The sequence below is a fragment of the [Borrelia] finlandensis genome (assembly GCF_000181875.2).
GTDB lineage: Bacteria > Spirochaetota > Spirochaetia > Borreliales > Borreliaceae > Borreliella > Borreliella finlandensis.
In genome coordinates, this window is record NZ_ABJZ02000001.1 from 15,884 (window position 1) to 41,848 (window position 25,965).

Consider the following 25,965-nt stretch of genomic DNA (forward strand, 5'->3'; position numbering starts at 1 on the left):
TTGTAAAAGTTTTTTGCAAATTTTTTAAAATTAATTAAATTTAAAACATTAGGCTTTTTAATAATTAAATAGCGTTTAATTGCGTAAAATATTTCTTTTATAGTCTTTTTATCATTTTATATTCTTTCTTTTTAAATGAATTATATTTATTTTATAATATCAATTGTAATTCAATATTATTTAGGAAGCATATGGAAAAAAATGTTACCCCAATGATAAGGCAGTATTTAGATATCAAGAAAAAATATAAAGATGCTGTTCTTTTTTTCAGAGTAGGAAGTTTTTATGAAATGTTTTTTGATGATGCAATTGAGGTAAGCAAGCTTCTTAATTTAACGTTGACAAAAAGAGAAAATGTTCCAATGTGTGGGGTTCCTTATCATACCAGTAAAGAATATATAAGGAAATTAATTTTATTTGATAAAAAGGTTGCAATTTGTGAACAAGCGTCTAATTCTACTTCTGGGGGGCCTTTAGAAAGAGAGGTTGTTGAGGTAATAACCCCAGGTGTTATTATTGATGAAGATTTTTTAAATGATGATATTAATAACTATTTAGTTGCTATTAGTGATTATAAAGATTATTATTCGTTTTCTTATATAGATTTATCTACTTCCAGTCTTGGAATAATGTTTTATGAGAATGGTTTTTTTGAAAAACTTAAAAGGGATCTTGAGAAATACTCTCCTAAAGAGATAATAGTTTCTGAAAATTTTTATTATGAATACTCAGAGAAGCTTAATCTTAGTAGATTTTTAATCAACAGAGTTCCTACTTGGCATCTTGATAAGGATATTGCAATAAAAACAATAAAGGAGCATTTTAACATACTTGGATTGAGCTCTCTTGGATTTGATGAGGAAAAGCCCTATTACATTTCAATTTTTCTTATTATAAATCATATAAAAAATAATTTAAAAAATTTATTAAGTAATATTGATAAAATAGATATTAATAATGATTCTTCGTATATGTTTCTTGATGACGTAACTCAAGTTAATCTTGAACTTGTAAAAAATAATAATGATTTTTCTTCTCAATATTCATTATATTCTGTGTTAAATGATTGCAAAACTGCAATGGGAAAGAGACTTTTAAGAGAATTTATTTTAAATCCAATTTTAAATATTTCTGAGATTAATACCAGACTAGATCATGTTGAATTTTTTTGCAAAAATATTAGCTTGACTGTGACTTTAAGAGAAACTTTTATTAATATATGGGATATTGAGAGAATAATATCTAGGATTCAAATGAAAAGATATATTAAAAAAGATTTTTTATTTATTGAAAAAGCTCTTTCTGTATTTTTTACCGTAAAAAAGTTATTTGACAAGCATAATTTTGATTATTGGAATTTTGATAAATTTGAAGAGGATAGTATTTCTAAAGTTTATTTTTTGATAAATAGTGCAATTTCAAGTGCGCCTGATGAACTTATTAAAAGAGGTTATGACTTAAAGCTTGATAATTTAAAAGATTTAAAGATTAATGCAAATAAATATATTGATCAATATCTTGAATCAGAGAGATTGCTTAGCAAGATTAATAACCTAAAGATTAGAAAAACTAATAATAGGGGATTATTTTTTGAAGTTACAAAGAGTAATTATGCTCAAGTGCCACCGCATTTTATAGAAAGCCAAGCTTTAAATTCTTCAAAAAGATATAAAACAGAAAAACTTATTTCTCTTGAGGTGGATATTAATAATGCTGAAGATAATGTGGTTGCTTTTGAACAGGAAATTTTTGATGAAATAGCATCAAATGTTGTTATGCATAATAAAGTTCTTAAAAAGGTTGCAGAATTTTTTGCATATATTGATTTAGTTGTTAACTTTGGTTATTTGGCAAAAAAAAATGAATATAAAAGGCCTGTATTGACATCTGGTAAAGAAATTCTTCTTGACAAGTCTCGACATCCTGTTGTTGAGCATTATGTGAAAAACACTGAAATCTTTACTGAAAATTTTGTAAGGATTGATAAAGAAAAGTATTTTTGTTTAATTACTGGGCCTAATATGGCAGGTAAATCAACCTATTTGCGTCAGGTGGCTTTAATTACTTTAATGGCGCATATAGGTTCTTTTGTGCCAGCTTCTAAAGCTTTAATAGGCATTACAGATAAAATTTTTTGCAGAATTGGAGCAAGTGATAACATTGCCAAAGGGGAATCCACTTTTTTAGTTGAAATGAATGAAACAGCCAATATTTTAAGGAATGCAACAGAAAAGAGTTTAATAATTATGGATGAGGTTGGAAGAGGCACTAGTACAAATGATGGGCTTGCCATTGCTTATTCTATTATAGAGTATATTTTAGAGTATATTAAAGCTAGAAGTTTGTTTGCCACACATTTTCATGAATTGTCGTCTATTAATCATAAAGCTTTTATTAATCTTTCAATGAAAATTGAAAAGCAGGGCAACGATCTTGTTTTCTTAAGAGAAGTTGAAGAAAAACCATCCCTTAATTCTTATGGGATTTATGTTGCTCGCATAGCAGGACTTCCTTTAAGGGTAATAGATAGAGCTAATGTTATTCTAGAAAGTTTGGTGGGCCGAGAGGGCAACTCTTGTTTAGAGTTTCTTCCCCATGTTTCTTCTGATGGTAATGATAAAGAGATCTTGAAAAATGACACTGATATTCATATTAAATTAAATGAGTATTTAGAGTTAAAAAATTTTATTTCTAACATAGATATTAATAATATTACCCCTTTTCAATCAATTGAGCTGTTAAATCAAATTGTTTTAAAGGTTATTTCTCAGTCTAGTTAGTATGAGCTATTTAAATGTTTTAAAGAGTATATTTTTACCTTTGTGTGTTTTTTGCGGAAAAAGATATGTATCTTCTAATGCTCTTTGTGACCAATGTAAGTCACTTTTTAATTTTAATATTAAATTTGATGAGAATTTGATTTATTTTTTTGAATATAAAGAGCATTATAAATCTTTAATTTTGTCTTATAAAAGGGATGCTCAAAAGTCAATTGGTAGATTTTTAGCAAGTGGCATTGCTGAATGTTTAAATAATATTGATTTTGATCAAATAGTAACTGTTCCTTGTAGTTTTAAAAGAAAATTATTTTATGGTTTTGATCATATGGAATACATTGGCATTTCATTAAGCCGTTTTGGTTTTAATTATATAAATATTTTTTCAAGAAAGTATGGAAAAAGTCAGAAGTTAATGAAAGGGAATCTCAGATTTAAAAATCTTGAAAATAAAATTAAATTAAGATCAAAATATAAAAATTTTCAGTTTAAAAGGATTGTTTTACTTGATGATATTGTTACTACAGGAGCATCTATGTCTATTTGTGAAGATCTTATTATGCAATTGGGAGCTTATAAGGTGATAAAGCTTTCTTTGGCCAAATCTTATAATTTGGTTTAATGTTGACATTATTTTTGCTAAGTGTTAACCTTGACTTAAGGTTTAGTTTATGTATTTAATAAGGTTCTTTTAAAGAACCTTATTATTTTTAGGAATACAGTTGATTAAGTATTTTGACGAAAATAATGAAGTTTTTAATTTGATAAAAGATTTAACAGGGCGGCTAAATGTTGAGATATTAGAAATTAATATCTTTAGAAATAAAAATAATGGAAAAATTAAAATAGTTCTTTATAGTAAAAATTTTTCCTTAGATATTGATTTTTTGACTGATTTGCATAAGATAATTTTATTAATTTTAGAAGCAAATCTTAAATATGGTTTTACTTTAGAGCTTTCTACTCCAGGAATAGATAGAAAAATAAAAAGTGACAGAGAGTTTAAAATTTTTGAAGGTAAAAAGATTAAGTTGATGTTGGATAATGAATTTGAAGAGGGTTTTATATTAGAGTCAAAGCCAAAAAGTTTTATTTTTAAAACAGATAGCAAAGAAGTAAATGTTTTTTATAGTGATGTTAAAAAGGCTAGATTAGTTTAAGGAGGAAGTTTGGATGATAAAGGGTACGGGGCATATGATTGTAAATATTGCAAATGATCGCGGCATGAGTATAGATTCTATTAGAAAAACAATTAAAGAATCAGTATTAATAGCTTATAAGAAGTATTTTGGAAGCAATGAGAATGCTTTTATTAAGTTTGATGATGATACGGGAGATTTGTCTGTTTATGCAAAAAAGAAAATTGTAAAAGAGGTAAAAGATTCTTTTCTTGAAATATTAGAAAAAGATATCTCAAAGGAAAATATTGTAGAAGGTGATTATGCTTACATTGAAATTAATCCCAAAGTTTTTGATAGGCTTTCTATTCAGGTTGCAAAACAAAGAACCAAAAATGACCTGCAAGGAATTGAGGATAATGAAATTTTATCAGAATTTAAAAGCAAGTTGAATAAGGTTGTTATTGGGTACGTTCAACAAAATAGAAATGGTGATCTTTATGTTAATCTTGGCAATACGGATGGTATAATTCCCAAGAAATATCAATCGCCAAGAGAAGTTTATAACCTTAATGATAAGATCAGAGTTTTAGTTTATAATGTCAAAAAGGGTAAAAATGGTATTGAAGTTATTCTTTCTAGAACCCATCCAAAGTTTATTGAAGAGCTTTTAGCGCTTGAAATTCCAGAAATCGAAGAAGGTATTATTAAGATTCATAAAATAGTTCGCGATCCTGGTTACAGAATCAAAGTCGCTGTTTATTCTGAAAAAGAAGAGATTGATCCTGTTGGTCCTTGTATAGGGCAAAAAGGAGTCAGAATTCAATCTATAATTAAGGAACTTGAAGGAGAAAAAATTGATATTATTCCCTATAGTAAAGATATTAAAGAATTTATAAAGGATTCTTTGACTCCTTCAAAGATAGAGCATGTTTATATTCTTGACGAGGATTTACATAAAGCTTTAGTGGTTGTTAGTGATGACCAACTTTCTCTTGCTATAGGTAAAATGGGTCAAAATGTTAGACTTGCTAATAGACTTCTTGACTGGGCTATTGATGTTAAAACTAGCAGTCAATTTGCAGAAATGAAGGCTAATTCGGAGTTTAAGCAAGAAACACTCGAAATGTTTGATAAAGTTATGCAGGATGTTGTTGAAGAGGAGCAATTTGAAGAGATTAGTAAAATAAGTGATCTTAAATTGCTTGATCCTTCTGTGATTTCTGATTTATCAAAAGAGGGGCTTGATGATATTAACAATTTTTTACAAGCAGATGAGGGATTGCTTTTTAATCTTGGTGTAAGTTATGAAAAACAAGAAGAAATTAACAAAATATTAAAAGAGGGGATGATAATAATTGCTAATGACAATGATGAGTCTATAGAAAAGGTAGAAGAAGATGAAGAGCTTCTTTGTCCTGAATGCGGTGTTGTTATTAATGAAAATATGACCTCCTGTCCGGGTTGTAAAATAGGGCTTAGTTTTGAATTTGAGGAGGAGTAGGTTTGTCGAAAAATATTGATGATATTAAAAATGAAGATGGCAAAAAAGTTAAGATTATTAAGTTAAAAAAGAAGGTAGTAAAAATTGTAACACATAATGATTTAAGCGGTAAAAATGATTCAAATAGCTCTGTTGATTTACATAATCAAAACAATAAGGTTGAATATTCGGAAAGCAGAGACAACAGAGCTGGTGGATATTCACAAAACAGAGACAATAGAGCTGGTGGATATTCACAAAATAGAGATAACAGAACTGGCGGATATTCACAAAACAGAGATAACAGAACTGGCGGATATTCACAAAACAGAGACAACAGAACTGGCGGATATTCACAAAACAGAGATAACAGAACTGGCGGATATTCACAAAACAGAGATAACAGAACTGGTGGATATTCACAAAACAGGGACAACAGAACTGGCGGATATTCACAAAACAGGGACAACAGAACTGGCGGATATTCACAAAACAGAGATAACAGAACTGGTGGATATTCACAAAACAGAGACAACAGAACTGGTGGATATTCACAAAACAGAGACAGCTTATCCTCTCAATATCAAGGCTCGGCAAAGAAAACATATGTTGCCAAAAATAATTCTCAAAATAAATATACTACTACTTCTATGTCTTTTAGAAGAGTTATAAAAACCAAAGTTCCCGCTATTGTTAGCAGCACACCTACAGCAGATTCTGAGAATAGTAAAGAGTTAAATCGTAAGCTTGGCGAGAAAAAAAAACAGCAACAAGAGAGTCAAAAAAGCTATAAGAGAAAAAAAGCAGAAACTGAGAGTAAAACAATTGAACAAAAAGTTTTTGAACAACTTCAAAAAAAGAAGAGAGAAAATTTAGCTAACCCTATTCCAAAGTCAATTGACATTATGGGCAGCATTACTGTTTCTGATCTTGCAAGAAAGATGAATTTAAAATCTTCTGATTTGATTGCTAAATTAATGGCTTTGGGCGTAATGGTTACTATTAATGAAAAGATAGATTCTGATACTGCAACTATTTTAGTTGAAGAATATGGTTCAAAAGTTAATGTTGTCTCTATTTATGATGAAACGGTTATAGAAGAAGAAGTGGAAGATCAAAGCAAAAGAGTTGAAAAGCCCCCTGTTATTACAATAATGGGTCATGTTGATCATGGCAAGACCAAACTACTTTCTGTGCTTCAAAATATAGATATAAATCAAACAGAGTCCGGTGGTATTACTCAGCATATTGGAGCTTATACTATTGTTTATAATGATCGAGAAATAACATTTTTAGATACTCCTGGTCATGAAGCTTTTACTATGATGAGAAGTCGTGGGGCTCAAGTTACAGATATTGTTGTTCTTGTTGTGTCAGCAATTGATGGTGTTATGCCCCAAACTATTGAGGCTATCAATCATGCAAAAGAGGCAAATGTTCCAATTATTGTTGCTGTAAATAAGATTGATTTACCAGATTCAAATCCCGATAAGATTAAACACCAGCTTTCAGAATACGGTTTAGTATCTGAGGATTGGGGAGGAGATACTATTTTTGTGATGATTTCTGCTCTTAAAAACATAGGAATTTCTGAACTACTTGATATGATTCTTTTACAGTCGGATATGATGTTATTAAAGGCAAATCCATCCAAAAGAGCTATTGGAAAAGTGCTTGATGCCAAGATTGATTTGGGGCGCGGAATAGTTTGTTCTGTTATTATTGAGGATGGAACGCTTTATGTGGGAGATTCTTTTGTGGGTGGAGCATGCTATGGTAAAGTTAAGGCATTAATTAGCGAAAAGGGTGTTCCTGTTAAGAGCGTTGGACCTGCTAAAGCCATTAGTGTTTTAGGATTTTCTTCAATGCCTCAAGCCGGGGATCCTTTTCAAGTAACTAAAACTGAAAAAGAAGCAAAATTGATCAGTTCTAAAAGACAAGATCTTAAAAAATATGAATCTTCCAAAAATGTAAAGAAAGTTACTATGTTGAATCTTTATGATTCAATCAAAGAAGGAACGCTTAAAGAGCTTAAAATAATTTTAAAAGCAGATGTTCAAGGCTCAGTGGAAGCTTTAAAGAATTCTCTTGAAAAATTAACAAACGATGAGGTTCGAGTAAGAGTTGTTCATTCATCAGCAGGGGTAATAACCGAAACAGATATTAGCTTTGCTTCAGCAAGCGATGCTATTGTTATTGGATTTCATGTAAGGCCTACTGCAAAAGCTCAGGTACTAGCAGATCAGGAAAAAGTTGAGATTAGAAAGTACAATGTTATTTATGATGCTATAAATGATGTTAAGTCAGTTCTTGAAGGGATGCTTGAGCCAGATGTTGAGCAGCAGTTTATTGGCTTTGCTGAAGTGCGAGCTGTAATAAATGTTCCTAAAATAGGGGTAATAGCCGGTTGTTATGTTTCTCAGGGACTAATAAAGCGAGATGCTATTACTAATGTAATGAGAGATGGTTTACAGATTCATTCCGGTAAAATTTCATCTTTAAAGCGATTTAAAGATGATGTTAAAGAAGTTGCTGAGCAATATGAGTGTGGTATTATGATTGATAATTATGCTAATATTAAAGAAGGAGATATAATTGAAGCATTTGAGGTAAAAAAGGTTAAAAAATCTTTTAAAACTTAGTATTGTTTTATTTATATGTGTTTATGTATAAGAATATTAAAAAGTTTAAACTTGAAAGTTTTATTGCTCAAGAAATTGGCAATTTAATAGTAAGTGGGGGAATTAAAGATCCCAGAATTCATTCATTTTTAACCGTGGTTAAAGTAGAATTTTCAAAAGATTTAATAAATGCTAAAGTGTTTGTGGGCTCTATTAAGGAAGGTGCTTCTTTGGACAATGCAGTTAAAGCTTTAAATAATGCTAAGGGATTTATTCAAAGTCAAATTATTAAGCGAATTAAAGTTAGAAGCACTCCTAAATTATTATTTGTTAAGGATGATTCTCTTTCCAAATCATTTTATGTTAATAAGTTAATTGAAGGATTAAATACTACAAGAGAGAATTAAATTTGGAAAATGGATTCCTTTTAATTAATAAAGAACAAGGTAAAACTTCTTTTGAAACTCTTTTCCCTATAAAAAAATATTTTAATACAAATCGTGTTGGGCATGCTGGCACACTTGATAAATTTGCAAGTGGAATTTTGGTTGGTCTTGTAGGAAAATATACAAAGCTTTCAAGTTATTTTACTTCTTTAGATAAAGAGTATGTAGCAGAATTCAGATTTGGATTAGAAACAGATACCCTTGATCCGAATGGAAGAATAGTTAGTAAAACAGATTATATTCCTAATGTAGAGGATATAGATTTAAAGCTTAAAGATTTTGTAGGAGAGATTTATCAAAGTCCCCCTAGATTTTCTTCTGTTCATATTGATGGCAGCAGAGCCTATAAGCTTGCTTTAAATGGAAAGTTTTTTGAAATTAAAAAACGAAGAGTGACTGTTTATAATATTCAAAGATTAAGTTATGATTTTAGTTCTTCTTTGCTTAGTTTGAAAATTAGCTGTTCAAAAGGTACTTATATTAGGAGTATTGCAAGAGATTTGGCGTATTCTCTAAATTCTTGCGCGTATGTTAGTAATTTAAAAAGGACTAAAGTAGGTATGTTTAGACTAAAAGATTCCACATTGTGTGAAAATTTGAGTAAAGCCTCCTTAATTAGTCTAGAATCTTTAAAAAGTTTTGAAAAGGTTTATATTGATTTTAATAAGATAAATCTTGTTAAAAATGGTGCTTATTTTAAAATTGAAATCAATATTAATGAATTTAAAATTTTAAAATCCAGAGAAGAGAAAATATTGGCAGTAATTCAAGGAGTGGGTTTAAATAAATATAAATATGTCATTATATTTTAATTATAAATATGTTATGACATATTAATTTTATATTTGTTTTTTTAAACAATTTAATAATTTATTATTAAAAATAACCTGAAAAGGATAAATTGCTTTTGTTATTTTTAAGAAAAAATATTATAATCTATCGTAGTAGTTATTTTAAATTATGGCAAGAGGTTTGTTAGAGCTTTGCTATAATGGTATAGGAGTTGCTTTATGATAGATAAAAAGCAAAAGCAAAAAATAGTTTCTGAATTTGGAAAAAATGAAAGCGATACTGGTTCTGTTGGGGTTCAGATTGCACTTATTACAGGTAGAATAAAGTATTTAACTGAACATTTAAAGATAAATAAAAAAGATCATAGTTCAAAAAGAGGCTTGTTAAAGTTAGTAGGGCAAAGGCGAAGTTTATTGCGGTATTACCAGAAAAAAGACTTAGAAGCTTATAGGATGTTGATATCTAAACTTGGTCTTAGAAAATAAAAAGAGGTTGAATTTTGAGGAAAATATTAAAGTTGAAAATAGGTAGGGACGAGTTAGTGTTTGAGACCGGATTTATGGCTAAACAGGCTAATGGATCGGTTCTTGCAACTTATGGTGGATCTTCGGTTCTTGCAACTGTTTGTTGTTCGAGTAACGTGAGAGAAGATTTAGATTTTGTTCCGTTTTCTGTTGAATATAATGAGAAATATTATGCGGCTGGTAAAATTCCGGGAGGATTTATCAAAAGAGAAGGAAAGCCAAAGGATAAAGAAATACTTGTTTCCAGGCTAATAGACAGGCCAATGAGACCTCTTTTTGATAAAAGATTTGGTCGAGAAATTCAAGTAATTCCTACGACTTTAGCTACAGATCAGCTTAATCCTCCTGATATTGTTGGAATGAATGCTGCTTTTACGGCAGTTTTTTTGTCAGATATTCCGTTTAATGGTCCAATTGCAGCTGTTAGAATGGTTTATTTGAATGGCAAGTTTATAGTAAACCCTTCGTTTGAAGAGATTCATGATTCTGATCTTGATATTGTTGTTGCCGGAAGTTTAAATGGAATTACTATGGTAGAAGGTGGTGCTAATGAGGTTAGTGAGGATATTTTGCTCTCAGCAATAGATGGTGCTCATGAATATATTAAACAAATTTGTAATGCCCAAAAAGAATTTTTAGATATTGTAGGCAAGAAGGAAAAACTTCCTTTAGCTTTTGAAGAAAAAATATTTGAATTTAAAGATGAGCTTAGGGATTTTGTTTATGCTGATCTTAAAGAAGCTTGTTTTGTTAAGGGAAAGCTTAATAGAGATAAAGCTATAACTTTGCTGCGAAATAAATCTTATGAGCACTTTTCTTCTCTTGAGAAATTGACCGATAGTAATGAATTTCTTTTTCATAAAGCTTTTGATGATTTTGAGAAGGAGATTGTTAGAAGCTCTATTCTTAACGACAATATTAGAACAGATGGCAGAACTCCTAATGAGATAAGAGATATTATCTCAGAAGTTGATATTTTAAGTAGAACGCATGGATCTGCACTTTTTACAAGGGGGGAGACGCAAGCTTTAGCGGTTACTACTCTTGGTACAAGCATTGATGAGCAAATAATGGATGATATTGATGGCGATAAGCGCCTTAATTTTATGCTCCATTACAATTTTCCCCCATTTTCAGTTGGCGAGACTGGTAGACTAATGACCGGTAGGCGAGAGATTGGCCATGGTCATTTAGCCCAAAGAGCTTTAGAATCAATGGTTCCTGGAAAAAATGATTTTCCTTATACTATTAGAGTAGTTTCTGAGGTTTTAGAGTCTAACGGATCTTCTTCAATGGCTACTGTTTGTGCTGGGAGCATGTCTTTAATGTCAGCAGGGGTTCCTGTTAAAGGGCAAGTTGCAGGGATAGCCATGGGGCTTATTAGCGAAGGGGATAAATATGTAGTTTTAAGTGATATTCTTGGAGAAGAGGATCATCTAGGTGATATGGACTTTAAAGTGGCTGGCACAAAAAATGGAATTACTGGATTTCAAATGGATATTAAGATTGAAAATGTTACTAAAGATTTAATGAGGGATGCTCTTGAGCAAGCAAGAATAGGTAGAATACACATATTATCTATTATGAATACTGTAATTTCTAATTCACGAGTTGGTATATCTAAGTATGCTCCTAAAATTGTTCAACTTCAAATTGACATTGACAAGATATCTCTTGTGATAGGATCTACTGGAAAAACTGTTAAGGCTATAACAGATGAATTTGGAGTTAAGGTTCAAATTGAGCAGAATGGAAAAATCATTCTTTTCGGGGATGATGATTTTAAGATGCAAAAAGCTAAAGAAAGAATAGAGAGTATTGTAAGAGAGCCAAAGGTAGGCGAAATTTATGAAGGAACTGTGAAAAAGATTAATAGCTTTGGGGCTTTTATTGAACTTACTCCTGCAAAGGAGGGATTTTTAAGTACTCGTTTGAAACCCAGAGACAGTAAGTATGGTTCTGGAAGATTTGGGAATAGTAATAGATATTTTAGATTTGGTGGCGGTGGAGAGAGTATAAGAGGTAATGCGGGGTTAGTTCGACCTCCAAAATTAGAAGAAGGTCAGCGAATTAAGGTCAAAATAATTGATATAGACAAATTTGGAAAAATTGATCTTGAAATTGTTAGAGATAAAGATTATTAAAATAATATGAAATTTGTTTTGAATAATTTATTTAAAGGTTACCCTGTATATTTTTTCTTATTTTTTTCCTGCCTTACTACAGATAGATCTATTCAAGATTCTCATATTAGTGATATTGTAGAGAATAAAAAAGAAGTAGCCATTATTGATGATAATAATGTTGTTCTTGAGAGTAATGAGGGTAAATTTAAAAGAGACTATTTGATAGGATTAAAAGATAATGAATCTTTTTTCCTTAGCGATGCTTTTTTAAAAGAAAATAATTTTTATTTTAAAAAAGCCAGAGAAAGTTATGCTAAAAAAAATATTGGCTTGACAAATTATTATTTGAATAAAATAGTAACTAATGAGAATCAACACAGCAGAGAATTGCTAGCTAAAGCGAATTTGTTTTTTGGATATGTAAATTATGAGAATGGTTTTTATGATCTTTCCGAATATAATTTTGATCTATTTTTAAAAGACTATAAATATTCTCATGCTAGTTTAAGATCAGCTGAATTAAAATATCTTGTTAAAGAAAAATCTGATGCAATTTCTGCATTTAAAGAGATTAATGAATTTTCTATCTCGGGTTATGATAAAGAGATTTATGGTTTTTTAAGTAATAAACTTGGAGTAAGTCATTTAAACTTAGAGTCTTTAGGATTTCTTGACAACAGCGTTTTTGATACATTTGTCTTTAATGACAATATATTTGTAACTAATATATTAGGAGGGCTTTTAAGATATAATATTAAAAAAAATGATTGTAGGGTCTATCTTAAGGATAAAAAAAGCATTTTTTTAAATGGCATTAGGGGTTTTGCGGATTATAATGGAACAGTTTATATTGGTGGTAAAAATGTTGTTTATTATATAGATGATGTTGATGGGGATTTAAAGCAAATAAATGTTCCCGGTAATGCTGATTTTAGCAATGTACAAGTTTTGCTTGCTGTTAAAAATGGAATATTTGTTGGCACTCTAAATTCTGGGTTATGGTTTTATGATTTAAAAAATTGGAAAAATATACCGCTTGGATCTAATAAAATTTCTTCACTCTGCTTTGATAGTTTAAAAAATTTATTATTAGTTGGAACAGTTGACAAGGCTATTTATAGTGTTAATGTCGACAATTTGAAAAAGATTGAACATTTGGATTTTTTTAGCAAAAATGATAATGAAAAAAATATTAATTTTATAAAAGAATATAAAGATAGTTATTTTGTTGGAACATATGGTGGGGGTCTTTTTGAATTAAATTTAAATAAAAATAGCTACAAAAAGCACGTTATTGCCAGTAATATTGATGTTAATTATTTTATGGATATGGAGATTAAAGATAAAAAGCTATTGTTTGCAACCTTTGATCATGGGCTATTGATTTATGATTCTGAAAATGGCAATTGGGATTATTTTGGACCCAATAATGGGCTTCTTAGTTTGAATTTAATAAAAGTTTCTAGATTTGAAAATTATGTCATACTGGGCACTATTAATAACGGTTTGGTTTTTGTAGATGAAAATATTAAAAAACAGTTATGAGTCTTACATAATTGCTGAATTTTTTAAATATTTTTTAATTACGTTTTTATTTTTCTTTTTCGTATTTTTTATAAATCAAATTTTATTCTTTATGAGAATACTTCTTCAAAATTATGTTCCCTTTTTTAAGGCTTTTATTTTTATTATATATTCTCTTCCTATGGTTATTGCGCTTTCTCCCCCTTTTGCTTCTTTGATTTCAGTAATTCTTACTATTCATAAATTCAAGCTTCACAATGAAATTTTAGCTTTTCGTTCAATTGGCATATCAATTTTTGATTTACTTGTCCCATTTTTTAAATTAGGAATAGTTATTGCTTTTGTATCTTTTATATCTAATGATATTTTACTTCCACTTGGATCTATTGGCAGATTAAAAATTTTTAATGAAATAAAAGAAGAAGTTCCCCATTTGGTATTAAAGCCTTATTCAAGCAAACAATATGGAGATTTGATTTTTGTTTCTGGTGAGAAATCGGAAAATGGTTATAAAAATGTAACTTTTTTTGATAACACTGGGCTTAAGGGTTTTGATAGAATATTTATGGCAAAAAATCTTGATATTAGAAAAGAAAATTTTCAAGTGTATTTTATTTTAAATGATGTTCTATCTATTGCCTTAACAGATAGTGAGAGTGGATTTTATGATTATTTTTATGCAGATAAGATGAAATATTCAATCGATCAGGTTACATTTAGTGATAGTTTTTTATTAAATTATGTAACTCCTTCACAAATGAGCATGAGAGATGTTATAAAATTAATTAAAAAGCAGAATAATTTAATTGCAGATTCAAATATAAAAAATAATCTAGAAGGAGACTTTTTAAGTTTAAATTTTTCAAATCTTTATTTGAATTATTTATATAATCAAAACTATTATGTGGATGAATCTTATGTTTTTGAAAATTTAAACTATATGTATAATTTAAATTTAAATTTTAAACCTTATCAAGATAGAAGCATGAAGCAAAATTTGGCTCTGTTTAATCTTGAATTTTATCAAAAAATTAGTTTACCGCTTTCAGTTTTATTTTTTATTTTTTTGGCTTTTTCAATGGGAATGTATTCTAATAGGAAATATTCCATTATTCTTGAGCTTGTAATTTCAATTATTGTTTGTGTTTTTTATTGGGTAATGTTTATTGGTGGAAAAGTTTATACTGTGCAGTATGCACCAAGTCCTATTATTGTTACTATTTTGCCTAATTTAATTTTAATTATTGCAGGAGCAATTCTCTTTTTGAGATTGTTAAAAAAATGAAAATAGATAAGCTTTTTATAAAAAGCATCATTCTTACTTTTTTGTCCATGAACTTACTTTTCATGATTTTAATTATGCTTGGTGATTTATTTGTCAATCTTCTTAATTATCTTGAAAAGAATATTGGCCTTAAGGATATTCTTTATATTTATTATTTATATTTGCCAAAGGCGTTCTCAGATGGAGTGGCTTTATCCTTTCTTTTTGCTATTTCGAATCTTATTGGCAATCTTTCTATGAGAAATGAAATAATAGGTCTTTTTAGTTGTGGAGTTCCACTTACCAGGATATTAAAACCAATCATTTTAATTAGTATATTTATTTCAGTTGTTCTTTTCTTTTTTGATAATTATTTAGTAATAGATACTATAGCAAGAAGAGATGTTCTTATTAAGAATAGCATTGGCGACAGTAGATCTGGGGATAAAACTATAATAATAAGAGATCTTGCTAGAGAAATTTATAATATTAAATCTTATGATATTGATGAGAATACTTTTGCTAACTTGATGATTATAATTAAAGACAGTAAAGATGAGTTTCAAACAAGGTACGATATAAATAAAGCCGAATGGAAAGATAATAAATGGAAGCTTTATGGTATTAGAGAGTTTGTTAAGGTTGGTAAAAAAATTAAGGAGAACGCCTACGATGTTCTTGATGGGACAGGAATTATTAAGCTAGCGCCTGATTACATAAGAACTGTGATGCTCTCATCAAAGGCATTAAATTTTACTAAACTTATTAATTGGATAAGTTTTCTCAAATCTGAACGTTTAAATTATTCTGATGCATTTTTTGATTTATTAAATAGGATATTCTTTTCATTTAGATTGATTCTTCTTAGCTTTACTGTTGGTTTTATTGCTCTTGCTCTTAAAAAAAATATTTTTATACTCAGCCTATTAAATAGCATTGCTTTTGCTGTTGTTTATGTTATTTCTATTGTAATTTTTAATTTTTTAGCGGATTTAGGCTATTTACATATATATATAGCAAGTTCTTTTACAACTATATTTTTTTTGATTATCAATTTTTTTGTTTATAGGATTGTTAGGAAATAATATATATAATTATTTGGGATATTTATATGTTTAGTGTAATCAAGAATGATAAACATTCTAATGCAAGGGTTGGATTTTTAAATCTTCCTCATGGTAGAGTAGATACTCCTTGTTTTATGCCAGTTGATACTTTGGAGGCAATGAAAGGATTAAAACATGCTGTTCTTGAGAAGTTAGAATGTAATTTGATGCTTGCAAATACTTATCATTTATATTTAAGGCCGGGAATTAAAACTATTGAAAAATATGGTGGTCTTCATAATTTTACAACTTGGAATAAAAATTTTTTAACCGATTCGGGCAGATTTCAGGTGTTTTCTCTTTCTGATCTGAGAAAAATTGATCTAAAAGGTGTACATTTTAAATCTTATCTGGATGGATCGTATCATTATTTTACTCCCGAGGGAATATTTGCTATGCAGGAAATTTTTGGCAGTGATATTATTATGCCACCTGACATTTGCAGTTCTTACGGGATTGATTATAATGAAGCCAATTTATATACAAATATTACAACTAATTGGGCTTGCAGCACATTCAAATCTTATAAAAACAGAAAAGAGGGATACAACGGGCTTTTATTTTTAATAGCTCAAGGAAATTTTTTTAAAGATTTAAGGAAAAGAAGCATCAATGATATATTGGAATTAGACAGTCCAGGTATTGTCATTGGAGGCATTTCTGTTGGAGAACCAAGAGAGAAATATTTAGAAATCCTTAAATATAGTTCTTTGTTGATACCAAAAGAAAAACCAAGGTATGTAATGGGTATTGGCACTCTCCATTACATACTTGATGCCATATATTATGGCATTGATATTTTTTATTGCGTTAATCCCGCAAGAATTGCTAGGCATGGGTCTCTTTTGACAGATAATGGGATTATGCGCATTGGTAGAAAGGAGTATAAGGATGATACTTCTCAGATAGAGAAAAATTGCATCTGTACTTTGTGTACAAGGTATTCAAAAGGATATTTAAGACATTTAATAAAATCGAAAGAGCTTTTTGTAATAGTTTTGGCAAGTGAGCATAATATCTGCTATATGTTTCGGTTGATTTCAAAGATCAGAACCGCAATTCTAAATGATGATTTTTTAAACTTTAGAACTTCATATTTAAAAAAGTATGAAGAGGGAAATTTCGATGAATAAATATGTTGTTTCTACAATTTTGGTCATGATTTCCACTTTTTTTTCAAGAATAATGGGCTTTGTAAAGATAAAGATTTTCTCTTATTATTTTGGTGCAAATCTTGATGCTGATATTTTTAACTATGTTTTCAATATTCCTAATAATTTGCGCAAAATTCTTTCAGAGGGCGCAATGACCTCGGCTTTTTTACCTGAATTTACACATGAAAAAAACAAATCGCACGAAAAAGCTGTTTCTTTTTTCAGAACTGTCATAACCTTTAACATTATTTCCATTGGATTAATTGTTTTAGTTATGATTATTTTTGCAAAGCCTATTATGTATTTTATATCTTATTATAGGGGAGAAAACTTAATTTTTGCAAGTTCTGTATTTGGTTATTTGGTATTATATATTTTACTAATAAGCTTATCATCAATCTTTGTGTCTGTTCTAAATTCATATAAAATTTTTTTCATTCCTTCATTTTCCCCTATTATGCTTTCTTTTGGAATAATATTGAGCATATTCTTATTTTATGGTCGTTTTGGAATATATAGTGCTGTTATTGGCGTAATTTTTGGAGGGTTTTTACAATTTTTGATTCCGTTTGCAAATTGCCTTCTGATTGGTTTTGCCTGGAAACCAACATTTTATTTCAGAGAAAAAGTATTTTTAAATTTTTTAACCAGATGGCTTCGTATGATTTTTGGATTTTCCATTTCAATTGTTACTCAGCAGATTTCATTTGCATTAGCATCTACCCTTGAGATAGGAAGTGTTTCTATTCTTAGTAATGCTGTAGTTTATTATCAGCTTCCTGTAGGAATTTTTTATATTTCTATTGCAACAGTGATTTTCCCCAAAATGGCGGAGCACGCTGTTTTGGAGAATAATATAAAATTAAATGCCCTTTTAGTAGATGGAATTAAAATTTTATTGTTAATTTTTATTCCAGTGTCTTTTTTAATGTTTATTTGGTCTGATTATATTTTAAATTTATTTCTTATGGGAGGCAAGTTTTCTATTTATGATACTCAAAAAACAGCGGGTGTTTTGAAATGTTTTCTTTTAGGCCTGCTTTTTTATTCAATGTTTGGTTTTTTCCAAAAATATTATTTTTCTATTCGTGATGCAAAAACACCGTTTTATTTGAGTGTTTTATTTTCTATTCTTGATATTGCACTTTCTGTTTTTGGTATTAATTATTATGGTTTGAACGCTTTAGCATTAGCCCAATCTATTTCTTTTATGATTTGTGTAATTGTTTTTTATTTTATAATATTGAAAAGTGGAGTTAAAATTGATTTAATTGAAATTTTATTTGTTCTTTTAAAGTCAATTATTACACTTTTTCCTTTATATGCAATTTATTTCTTTTTTGAAAAGTTTCAGTGGGATGTGGGGTTTAGTTTTAAAAATCTTTATTTTTTAATGGCAGCTGGAATTGTTAGTATTTTTGTTTTGTTTATTTGTTATTCTGTTTTGGGAATAAATAAGCTTTTTAGATATATTAGGGGGGATGCTTTATGAAATACTTTTATTTTTTATTTTTTTTACCTATTTTTAATGTATATGCTCAAAATGTTAATTCTCCAACTCTTCCTAGTCCTCCTTTGTTGCCCGAAATTACAGAAAATAAGCTTGTTGAGAGAGAAAATTCTTCTAAGGGAGAGAATTTTTCTAATGTTGGTTTAGATGGTAAGTATGTTAACGATACAATTCTTTATGGGCTTGATAGCCAAGTGACAAGCATTATAAAAGCTCTTAAAAAATCAAGCGATAGTCAATATAATTTTTCTCTTAAAAAAAGACTTGAGAAAACTTTTAATGCTGAGCTTAAAAGGGAAATACTTGAATTGTTTATTTCTCTTAAGTATTCGGGAGGCATTGATACAGCAAATTATATTCTTGAAAATTATGAGAGTAAAAGATATTCAAACTCTTTATTTGGCTTGGCAATTTCGTATCTTAAGGAGTTTGATGATAAAGAAAAATTAAAAAAAACTCTTATTGACATTCTTGAAAATAAAGAGGGCAATGTGGTATCTATTGCAGCTTATTATTTAGGAGAGCTTAATGCTCTTGAGTATTCCAAAAACATGATGGAAGTTTTTGAAAAATATTCTGGAAATGATGGGGCTAGAAGAGAAATACTTATTGCTCTTGGAAAAATGGCCGCTGTTGATTATCAGGATAGAATTTATGAAATTTCGCTAGATAATTACGAGGGCCCATCAATTAAGGCTGCTGCAATCGAAGCGTTGTCATATCTTGCTTCAGATAAAGTAACTGAAAATGCTGATTTATATCTTCAGAGTAATAACAATAATTTAAATGTTAAATTAGCTATTATTGCTTCTTTGTCCAAAGATTCTTCTTTAAAGTCTAAAGAGATTTTACAAGGATTTTTAAGAGATTCTGATGATAATATTAGGTTTAAAGCTATTAATGCAATCAAAGGACATAAGGACTCTTCTGCAAAGGATATTTTGATTTATAAGCTTAAAAGCGATCCATCTCTTAAAGTTAGGGAGGTTTCTGCTAAGGCTTTGATTGATATGGATCTTGGGAATATTGAGATAAAAAACATTATGTTTGATTTTAAGATTGACAATAATTTTAAAATTTCAATGTTTAGTTACCTTTTAGATAAGGATTCTCTAAAAGCATTGTCAATTGCTTTAGAAATTGTTAATAAAGAAAATATTAATAGACCCTCAAATGTTTTAAGAGGTGTTGCTTCAATGTTGGCTGGTAAAAAGGGTAATTTTGATAATTTTTATTCTAAAATCATTGACAGCAAAAATATTGATTTAAGGTATTTGGCATTAAAGGGAGCTGTTTATAATAAATCTTCATCGCTTTCTGATAAGCTTAAAAAAATTAAAAGTGAAACGAACTCCGAATATATTAAAATGCTTTTAAAAGATTATTGATTATTAATAAACTATTAAGCATATTAGTATAAAATTTTTAAAATTTCTTTAGCCACTTCTGATTTTTCCATTTCTGGCAGTTCTTTTGTGTTTTGTTTATTTATTATATAAACTTTGTTTAAGTTTGAACCAAAATATTTAAGTTCATTTGCAATGATAAAATCCAAGTTTTTATTTTTTAATTTTTCTTTAGCTTTTTGAATTAAATTTTTAGAACTCTCAGCGCAAAATCCAATAACAATTTGGTTTTTAAGCTTATTGTGTCCTATGTGTTGGATTATGTCGGGATTTTTTACTAATTTTATATATAATCTATTGATTTTATTTTTTTTAATTTTACTATTGAAAATGTGTTTGGGTTTAAAATCGGCAACAGCGGCGGCTCCAATTATTATTTCAAATTTATTATATATTTTGAGAGCTTTCTTGTACATTTCCATTGCAGTTTTTATTTTTATAATGTTGACTCCTTCAGGCCCATTTTCATTGGTTGGTCCTGTAATAATTGTAACTTGAGCTCCTAGTTTGACAGCCTCTTGTGCTAAGCAAAACCCCATTTTTCCCGTTGATGTATTTGAGAAATAGCGAATTGGATCTATTAATTCTTCAGTTCTGGATGCTGTTATAAGTATTTTTTTGTTTTTTAGGTAGTCTTTTTGATTAAATTCATTCAATATTATTTTTATAATTTTTTCTTCATTTTTAAGGCGCCCCAAAGCATTTGATGAGCAAGCCAAAAATCCTTTATCAGGTTCAATGAATTTATAATTATAAGTTTTAAGCTTTTTTATATTTTCTTTTAAAATAGGGTTTGAATACATTATATTATTCATTGCTATTGCAAAATAAGTAGGAGCTGTGCTTGCAGATATTATTGTAGTTAATGCATCATCAGCAATTCCTGATGCAATTTTAGATATTGTGTTGTAGGTAGCAGGAATAATAAGAATTAGGTGTGCCCATTTTGCAATTTTTATATGCTCCACCTCATTGTGGTCTAAATCCCACAAATTAGTAATTATTTTGTTCTTAGAAATGGTTTCTAAAGTTAATGGAGCAATAAATTTGGTTGCATTTTGTGTCATTATAACTTTAACTTTGTATCCTAATTTAACTAAACTGGAAACTATGTAAACTGACTTGTAAGAGGCTATGCCCCCACATATACCAATTAATATATGTTTATTTTTATCCATATAATATATATTATATAATATAAGTTATATTTGAATTTATAAATTTTGATGTCCTTTTGTTAAGGTTGTTTTAAATGAGAAATAGGATTTTGTACGCTATATTATTGTATGTTTTTATATTTGTATTGTGGTTTTGTTTTGCCTATTTTATTGACACATCAGCTACTATATTTAATATTCCTTTGTGGTTTTTTTTGTCAGGAATTTTATTCCCCAGTATAAATTTTTTTTTGGTTTGTTTTTTTATTTTAGTAATTAGTAAAACTTGATACATTATTGATATTTTTTTATTTTTAGATTTTCTTAAAAAAAGAAATAGAGGTAGGTTTTTGTTATTAAATAAATATTTTCTTGCAAATCGAAATATTAATTTTATTGTTATGGCCTTATTATTTTCTTCTAGCTATATTAGTGCTAGTAGTTTTATTTCCGGTCCTTCTGCTGTTTATAAGTATGGGTTATCTTTTATATTATTAGCTACCATACAAATTCCTACAACTTTAATTGTTTTTATTATTGTTGGTCAGAGATTAAATTGCGAATCAAAAAAAATTAATGCAATTAATATTATTGATTATATTAGGCATAGATATGAAAGTGATTTTTTGGCGTTAATGAGTGGATTTGTATTGATTTTTTTTTCAATGTTTTTGATTTCTGCCCAATTAATAGGTGGTGCTAAGCTTATAGAAGTTTTTTGGGGTATTGATTACGTAGTTGGTCTTACTTTTTTTGCCTTCTTGGTTTTTATTTATGTATTTTTTGGTGGCTTTAAGGCAGTAGCTTATACAGATTTGATTCAAGGATTTTTAATGCTAGTTTCATCTGTTATTTTGTTTTCCAAGATGCTAGATTTGGGAGGAGGTATTAATAATTTATTCAAAACAGCAATGTCTAGCTTAGATAAAAGCCTTTTACTTCCTTCAAATGCTGATTTAAAGCCACAATATATAATTTCTTTTTGGATATTAATAGGAATAGGAATATTAGGGCAGCCTCAGATTATTAATAATTTTATAGCATTTAAAGATGAGAATGCTATAAAATTTTCTCTTCCCATTTCTACTTTTATTATTAGCTTTTTAATTGTTTTGATGCATTTAATAGGGTTTTTTGCTATTATTCTTTTTCCAGATTTAAGTCCAAATGATAAAGTTGTTTTAAATGTGGCTTTAAAAGTTTTAAATCCTTTTTCTTGTTTTATGTTTTTTATGGGTCTTTTATCTGCAATAATGTCTACAGTGGATTCAAATTTGCTATTAATAACGTCTGTTTTAATAAAGTCAATATTTATTTATAAAGAAGATTTAAAAGAAGATGTAAAGATTGGCAGGGTAATAATGATTTCTAATATTTTTTTTATTTTAATAATACTTATATTTTCTCTCTTCCCTCCCAATTTTTTATTCTTCGTTAATATTTTTGCTTTTGGAGCTTTGGAAGTTTCGTTTTTCCCTATTATTGTTTTTGGACTTTATTTAAATTTTGTAAGCAAAATAGCGGCTTTTGCTTCTATGTTTTTAGGCTTAATATTTTATTTGTCCATTTTATTCTTTGGTTTAAATATGTGGTTTTTTCACCCCGTTTTTCCATCATTTTTTGTTTCTATATTTACATTTTTAGTAGTTAATTTTTTTTGTAAAAAAAATAGTAAGGTTTGTTAGGGGTATTTTTTGCGTTTGGATAAATATATTTTTTTAGAAGTGATTGCTAATGATAATGGCAAGCGACTAGATTCAATTTTAATTAAAATTTTAAATTTTTCTAAAGCGCGGATAATAAAACATATTAGAAAGGGCGACATTAGGCTAAATGGTTTAAAATCACATTTTTCATGCAGAGTTTGCAAAGGTGATAAAATTTATTTGTACAAATCTTTAGCCCAAAATTTGAACTTAACCACGGATGAATGCTTTAAAAGCAATATTGATTTTCAATATATTCGAAAAAGAATAATTTATGAAGACAGCGACTTACTTGTTTTAGATAAGCAAAAAGGCATTTTAGTTCATGGAGGTAAAAATTCTCTTGATTTTTTAGCGAATGCTTATCTTTTAAGTCAAAATTTAAGATCTCTAAGCTTTAAGCCTTCGGCAGTTCACAGGCTTGACAGAAATACTTCTGGTATTATTATTTTTGCAAAAAATATAAATACTGCAAGAAAGCTAAGTGAGGCATTTAGTGGTGGATCTATAATTAAAAAATATTTTGCAATACTTTTAGGCGAGGTTAAGTCTTCTGTTGTTTATAAAAATCATTTATTTAGAAATAAAAGGTTGAGAAAAACTTTTGTTTTAGAAGATAAAAATTTTGTTAATGCAATTACAAAGGTTAATCCAATATTATCTTGCAAAAGAGCTACTCTTGTCGAGATTGTTATTGAAACAGGCTTTACCCATCAAATAAGGTCTCAGTGTTCCTTTAATAATCATCCTTTAATTAATGACAAGAAATACTGTGATAAATTCAAGAAAAGCGATTACTTTTTACATGCTTTTTTGGTAAAATTTAATGGAACATTCTTTAAAAAGAATGAATTTTGCTCTAAGCCTAGTTTAGAATTTTTAAAGCAAGTAAAAGATATTTTTGATGTCTATGAATTTTCAGAATTTTTCAAGTGATTTTTTTTTAAAAAAAATATTAAGCAAGGTTAAAAACTTTGCAACTAGCATTAAGCATAAATTTGTTAGGGTTAAGGTGTATGCATTAGTAGGATCTGCTGGAACTGGTAAGAGCTTTAGATCGCATTTGGTAGCAGATAAATATTCAATACCTTTAATAATTGATGATGGTGTTTTAATTAAAAATATGAAAATTATTGCCGGAAGTTCTGCTAAGTTTGAAGATAATGTTTTTAAAGCGGTAAGGCGATCTGTATTTGAAGATGATGCTCATTGCAGAGAAATGCTTGAAGTGCTTGCAAAAGAAGAATTTAATAAAATATTAATATTAGGAACAAGTCTTAAAATGATAGATAAAATAATTTCAAAACTTTTGTTGCCAAATGTTTTTAAGATTATTTACATAACAGATGTTTCAACCAGACAGGAAATAGAAAAAGCAAGAATTTCAAGGCAAATGGGGGAGCATGTTGTACCAGCGGCTGCTTTTGAAATAACGTCTATTAGGCCCAATTTGCTATTAAACTCAATTAAAGTTTTTTTTAAAAGCGGATGGTTCTTTACTAGGAAGAAAAATTATATTCGATCTGTTGTAAGGCCCCATTTTTATGAAGAAGGGGTTTTATCTATTTCTAAGAGAGCTGTAAGGCAAATTATTGAACATTGTGTTTCTGAGTATGATAGAAATTATATTGTTTATGATCTTAAAATCAAAAAAGATGGAAACAATTACCTTTTTAAGCTGTTTTTAAATATTCCTCTTGGAAATAACTTGCTTAATAATACAGAAATGCTTAGAACCTATATTATTACGAACGTACTTAAGTATACAATAATTAATATATTATCTATTGATATAGTTATACATAAATTTTATGACAAAAAAGATTATTTAGAAGAGAGCTATGAAGGTTGATTTTGACGATTTGAATAATATTTTTTTTGTAGGAATAAAGGGAAGTGGGACTTGTTCTCTGGCTTGTTTTTTAAATTCAAAAGGGTATTGTGTAGAAGGGGTAGATGTTTCTGATAAATTTTATACCGATGAAATTTTAAGTAATAATAAAATATCTTATTATGAGAATATTTATGAGTTTTCATTAAAACAGCTTGATAGGTCTTTTGATTTAATAGTATATTCTTCGGCCTATAATAAGGATGATTTGCAAGTTTTACTTGAGGCAAAAGAATTAAATATACCTATTTTATCTTATCCTGAGGTTCTTGGAGAGCTTTCTAGAAAGCACTATAGCATTGGAATTGCAGGTTCTCATGGTAAAACTACCACTACGGCGTTTTTAGGTGTTCTTTTTAATAAATTAGGATTAAATCCCAATGTTATTGTGGGGTCAAGCGTTAAAGATTTTAAAGATAATTCTGCAATAGCAGGTATTAGCAATATTTTTATTGTTGAAACTTGTGAGTATAAGAAACATTTTTTGAATTTTAGCCCTAATATGCTTATTTTAACCAATGTTGACTATGAGCATGTTGATTTTTTTAAAAATTATGAGGCTCTTGAAGAGGCTTTTTTACAGTATATTGATAATTTGAAGAAAAATGGAATATTAATAATTAATTCCGATGATAATAATTTGCTTAAAATTAAAAGGCAAATCAACAGAAAAGATATAAGTATTTTTAGCTATGGATCTGGAGATTTATCTGATTTTCAAATAAGTAATATTGCAGTTAGGAGTAAATATTTTTGTTTTTCTTTTTTAGGCTTTTTAAACGTTGAGCTTAAGACTGTTTTATTTCATAATGTATTGAATTTTTCAGCAGCGCTTTTGGCTTTAAATCTTTTCTTAGAAAGTAATGGGAAATCAATTTTTGATTTTGAAGAAGCAATAAAGAGAATTGCAAAAAATTATAGTGGTATAAAAAGAAGGGTTGAAGTTGTTAAAGAGGAAAATGGAGTGATTTACATGGACGATTATGCTCATCATCCCAGGGAAATTAAAAATACTCTTTTTGGTATTAAAAATTTTTATAAGAACAAACGTATAATTTTGGATTTTATGCCTCATACCTTTACAAGAACAAAAGAATTTTTTGCCGATTTTGTTGAAGTTCTAAGTGCTGCTGATATATTAATTTTGCACAATATATATCTTTCAAATAGGGAAAATTTTAATCCAGATGAACTTTCTGTTAAATTGTTTTTAAGTATTAAAAAAATAAATAAGAATACTTATTTTTTTAAGGATGTTAAAGACTCTATTAACTTTATAAAAAGTTTATTAATATCTGGAGACTTGTTTATTACAATGGGCGCTGGAAATAATTTTATTTTACACGATTTTCTGTAAGGG

The 25,965-nt window shown here is 28.5% G+C and carries 21 protein-coding genes; 20 read left to right on the top strand and 1 reads right to left on the bottom strand.

Features of this window, described 5'->3' with window-relative positions; translation table 11 throughout:
• Positions 1-191 precede the first annotated feature (191 nt).
• The 15 genes from mutS to BSV1_RS00130 all read left to right on the top strand — a co-directional run bounded on the left by mutS (position 192) and on the right by BSV1_RS00130 (position 19,833).
• The gene (mutS, locus tag BSV1_RS00060) at positions 192-2,780 is read left to right on the top strand and encodes a DNA mismatch repair protein MutS (RefSeq protein ID WP_008882125.1); all 2,589 of its coding nucleotides are present in this window, start codon (positions 192-194) and stop codon (positions 2,778-2,780) included.
• 1 nt (position 2,781) lies between these two features.
• Positions 2,782-3,399 carry a ComF family protein gene (locus BSV1_RS00065; RefSeq protein ID WP_008882116.1) on the top strand — a complete coding sequence of 206 codons (618 nt, stop codon included), beginning with the start codon at positions 2,782-2,784 and terminating at the stop codon, positions 3,397-3,399.
• A gap of 100 nt (positions 3,400-3,499) precedes the next feature.
• Positions 3,500-3,937: a ribosome maturation factor RimP gene (rimP, locus tag BSV1_RS00070; protein ID WP_008882126.1), complete on the top strand. Its 438-nt coding sequence runs from the start codon at positions 3,500-3,502 to the stop codon at positions 3,935-3,937.
• 13 nt (positions 3,938-3,950) lie between these two features.
• Positions 3,951-5,399: a transcription termination factor NusA gene (nusA, locus tag BSV1_RS00075; RefSeq protein WP_008882139.1), complete on the top strand. Its 1,449-nt coding sequence runs from the start codon at positions 3,951-3,953 to the stop codon at positions 5,397-5,399.
• 2 nt (positions 5,400-5,401) lie between these two features.
• The gene (infB, locus tag BSV1_RS00080) at positions 5,402-8,020 is read left to right on the top strand and encodes a translation initiation factor IF-2 (protein ID WP_039949319.1); all 2,619 of its coding nucleotides are present in this window, start codon (positions 5,402-5,404) and stop codon (positions 8,018-8,020) included.
• 23 nt (positions 8,021-8,043) lie between these two features.
• A complete protein-coding gene (rbfA, locus tag BSV1_RS00085) occupies positions 8,044-8,406 on the top strand; it encodes a 30S ribosome-binding factor RbfA (protein WP_002557391.1) in 363 nt (120 codons plus the stop codon).
• A 2-nt stretch (positions 8,407-8,408) separates the two neighbouring features.
• The gene (gene truB, locus BSV1_RS00090) at positions 8,409-9,257 is read left to right on the top strand and encodes a tRNA pseudouridine(55) synthase TruB (RefSeq protein WP_008882124.1); all 849 of its coding nucleotides are present in this window, start codon (positions 8,409-8,411) and stop codon (positions 9,255-9,257) included.
• A 198-nt stretch (positions 9,258-9,455) separates the two neighbouring features.
• Positions 9,456-9,722, top strand: coding sequence for a 30S ribosomal protein S15 (gene rpsO / locus BSV1_RS00095; RefSeq protein ID WP_002557393.1), 267 nt, complete (start codon positions 9,456-9,458; stop codon positions 9,720-9,722).
• Between the two features lie 14 nt (positions 9,723-9,736).
• Positions 9,737-11,905 carry a polyribonucleotide nucleotidyltransferase gene (gene pnp / locus BSV1_RS00100; RefSeq protein WP_008882145.1) on the top strand — a complete coding sequence of 723 codons (2,169 nt, stop codon included), beginning with the start codon at positions 9,737-9,739 and terminating at the stop codon, positions 11,903-11,905.
• Positions 11,906-11,911: 6 nt separating this feature from the next.
• A complete protein-coding gene (locus tag BSV1_RS00105; RefSeq protein WP_008882129.1) occupies positions 11,912-13,432 on the top strand; it encodes a ligand-binding sensor domain-containing protein in 1,521 nt (506 codons plus the stop codon).
• The gene (locus BSV1_RS00110) at positions 13,407-14,696 is read left to right on the top strand and encodes an LptF/LptG family permease (RefSeq protein ID WP_002660997.1); all 1,290 of its coding nucleotides are present in this window, start codon (positions 13,407-13,409) and stop codon (positions 14,694-14,696) included. The genes BSV1_RS00105 and BSV1_RS00110 overlap by 26 nt, the downstream gene beginning before the upstream one ends.
• On the top strand, positions 14,693-15,760 hold the full coding sequence (locus BSV1_RS00115; protein WP_039949338.1) for an LptF/LptG family permease: 1,068 nt from the start codon (positions 14,693-14,695) through the stop codon (positions 15,758-15,760). Before BSV1_RS00110 ends, BSV1_RS00115 begins: the two co-directional genes overlap by 4 nt.
• A gap of 26 nt (positions 15,761-15,786) precedes the next feature.
• Positions 15,787-16,914: a tRNA guanosine(34) transglycosylase Tgt gene (tgt, locus tag BSV1_RS00120; RefSeq protein WP_008882134.1), complete on the top strand. Its 1,128-nt coding sequence runs from the start codon at positions 15,787-15,789 to the stop codon at positions 16,912-16,914.
• On the top strand, positions 16,907-18,427 hold the full coding sequence (gene murJ / locus BSV1_RS00125; RefSeq protein WP_008882144.1) for a murein biosynthesis integral membrane protein MurJ: 1,521 nt from the start codon (positions 16,907-16,909) through the stop codon (positions 18,425-18,427). The genes tgt and murJ overlap by 8 nt, the downstream gene beginning before the upstream one ends.
• Positions 18,424-19,833 carry a HEAT repeat domain-containing protein gene (locus BSV1_RS00130; protein WP_008882146.1) on the top strand — a complete coding sequence of 470 codons (1,410 nt, stop codon included), beginning with the start codon at positions 18,424-18,426 and terminating at the stop codon, positions 19,831-19,833. Before murJ ends, BSV1_RS00130 begins: the two co-directional genes overlap by 4 nt.
• Positions 19,834-19,856: 23 nt before the next feature.
• Here the strand turns inward: BSV1_RS00130 and coaBC are convergent, their stop codons facing one another.
• Positions 19,857-21,029, bottom strand: coding sequence for a bifunctional phosphopantothenoylcysteine decarboxylase/phosphopantothenate--cysteine ligase CoaBC (gene coaBC / locus BSV1_RS00135; protein WP_008882148.1), 1,173 nt, complete (start codon positions 21,027-21,029; stop codon positions 19,857-19,859).
• Positions 21,030-21,103: 74 nt separating this feature from the next.
• On the opposite strand from coaBC, the gene BSV1_RS06490 reads away from it, so the two are divergent.
• Genes BSV1_RS06490 through murC form a run of 5 tightly spaced genes read left to right on the top strand, consistent with a single transcriptional unit; the run spans position 21,104 to position 25,962 of the window.
• Positions 21,104-21,298, top strand: a complete 195-nt coding sequence (locus BSV1_RS06490; protein ID WP_141630999.1) for a DUF997 family protein — start codon at positions 21,104-21,106, stop codon at positions 21,296-21,298.
• A 12-nt stretch (positions 21,299-21,310) separates the two neighbouring features.
• Positions 21,311-22,693, top strand: coding sequence for a sodium/pantothenate symporter (gene panF, locus BSV1_RS00140; protein ID WP_095522057.1), 1,383 nt, complete (start codon positions 21,311-21,313; stop codon positions 22,691-22,693).
• Positions 22,694-22,702: 9 nt separating this feature from the next.
• On the top strand, positions 22,703-23,650 hold the full coding sequence (locus BSV1_RS00145) for a pseudouridine synthase family protein (protein ID WP_039949340.1): 948 nt from the start codon (positions 22,703-22,705) through the stop codon (positions 23,648-23,650).
• Positions 23,619-24,566, top strand: a complete 948-nt coding sequence (locus BSV1_RS00150; protein ID WP_008882153.1) for a hypothetical protein — start codon at positions 23,619-23,621, stop codon at positions 24,564-24,566. The genes BSV1_RS00145 and BSV1_RS00150 overlap by 32 nt, the downstream gene beginning before the upstream one ends.
• Positions 24,556-25,962: a UDP-N-acetylmuramate--L-alanine ligase gene (gene murC / locus BSV1_RS00155; RefSeq protein WP_008882142.1), complete on the top strand. Its 1,407-nt coding sequence runs from the start codon at positions 24,556-24,558 to the stop codon at positions 25,960-25,962. The genes BSV1_RS00150 and murC overlap by 11 nt, the downstream gene beginning before the upstream one ends.
• Positions 25,963-25,965: the final 3 nt, after the last annotated feature.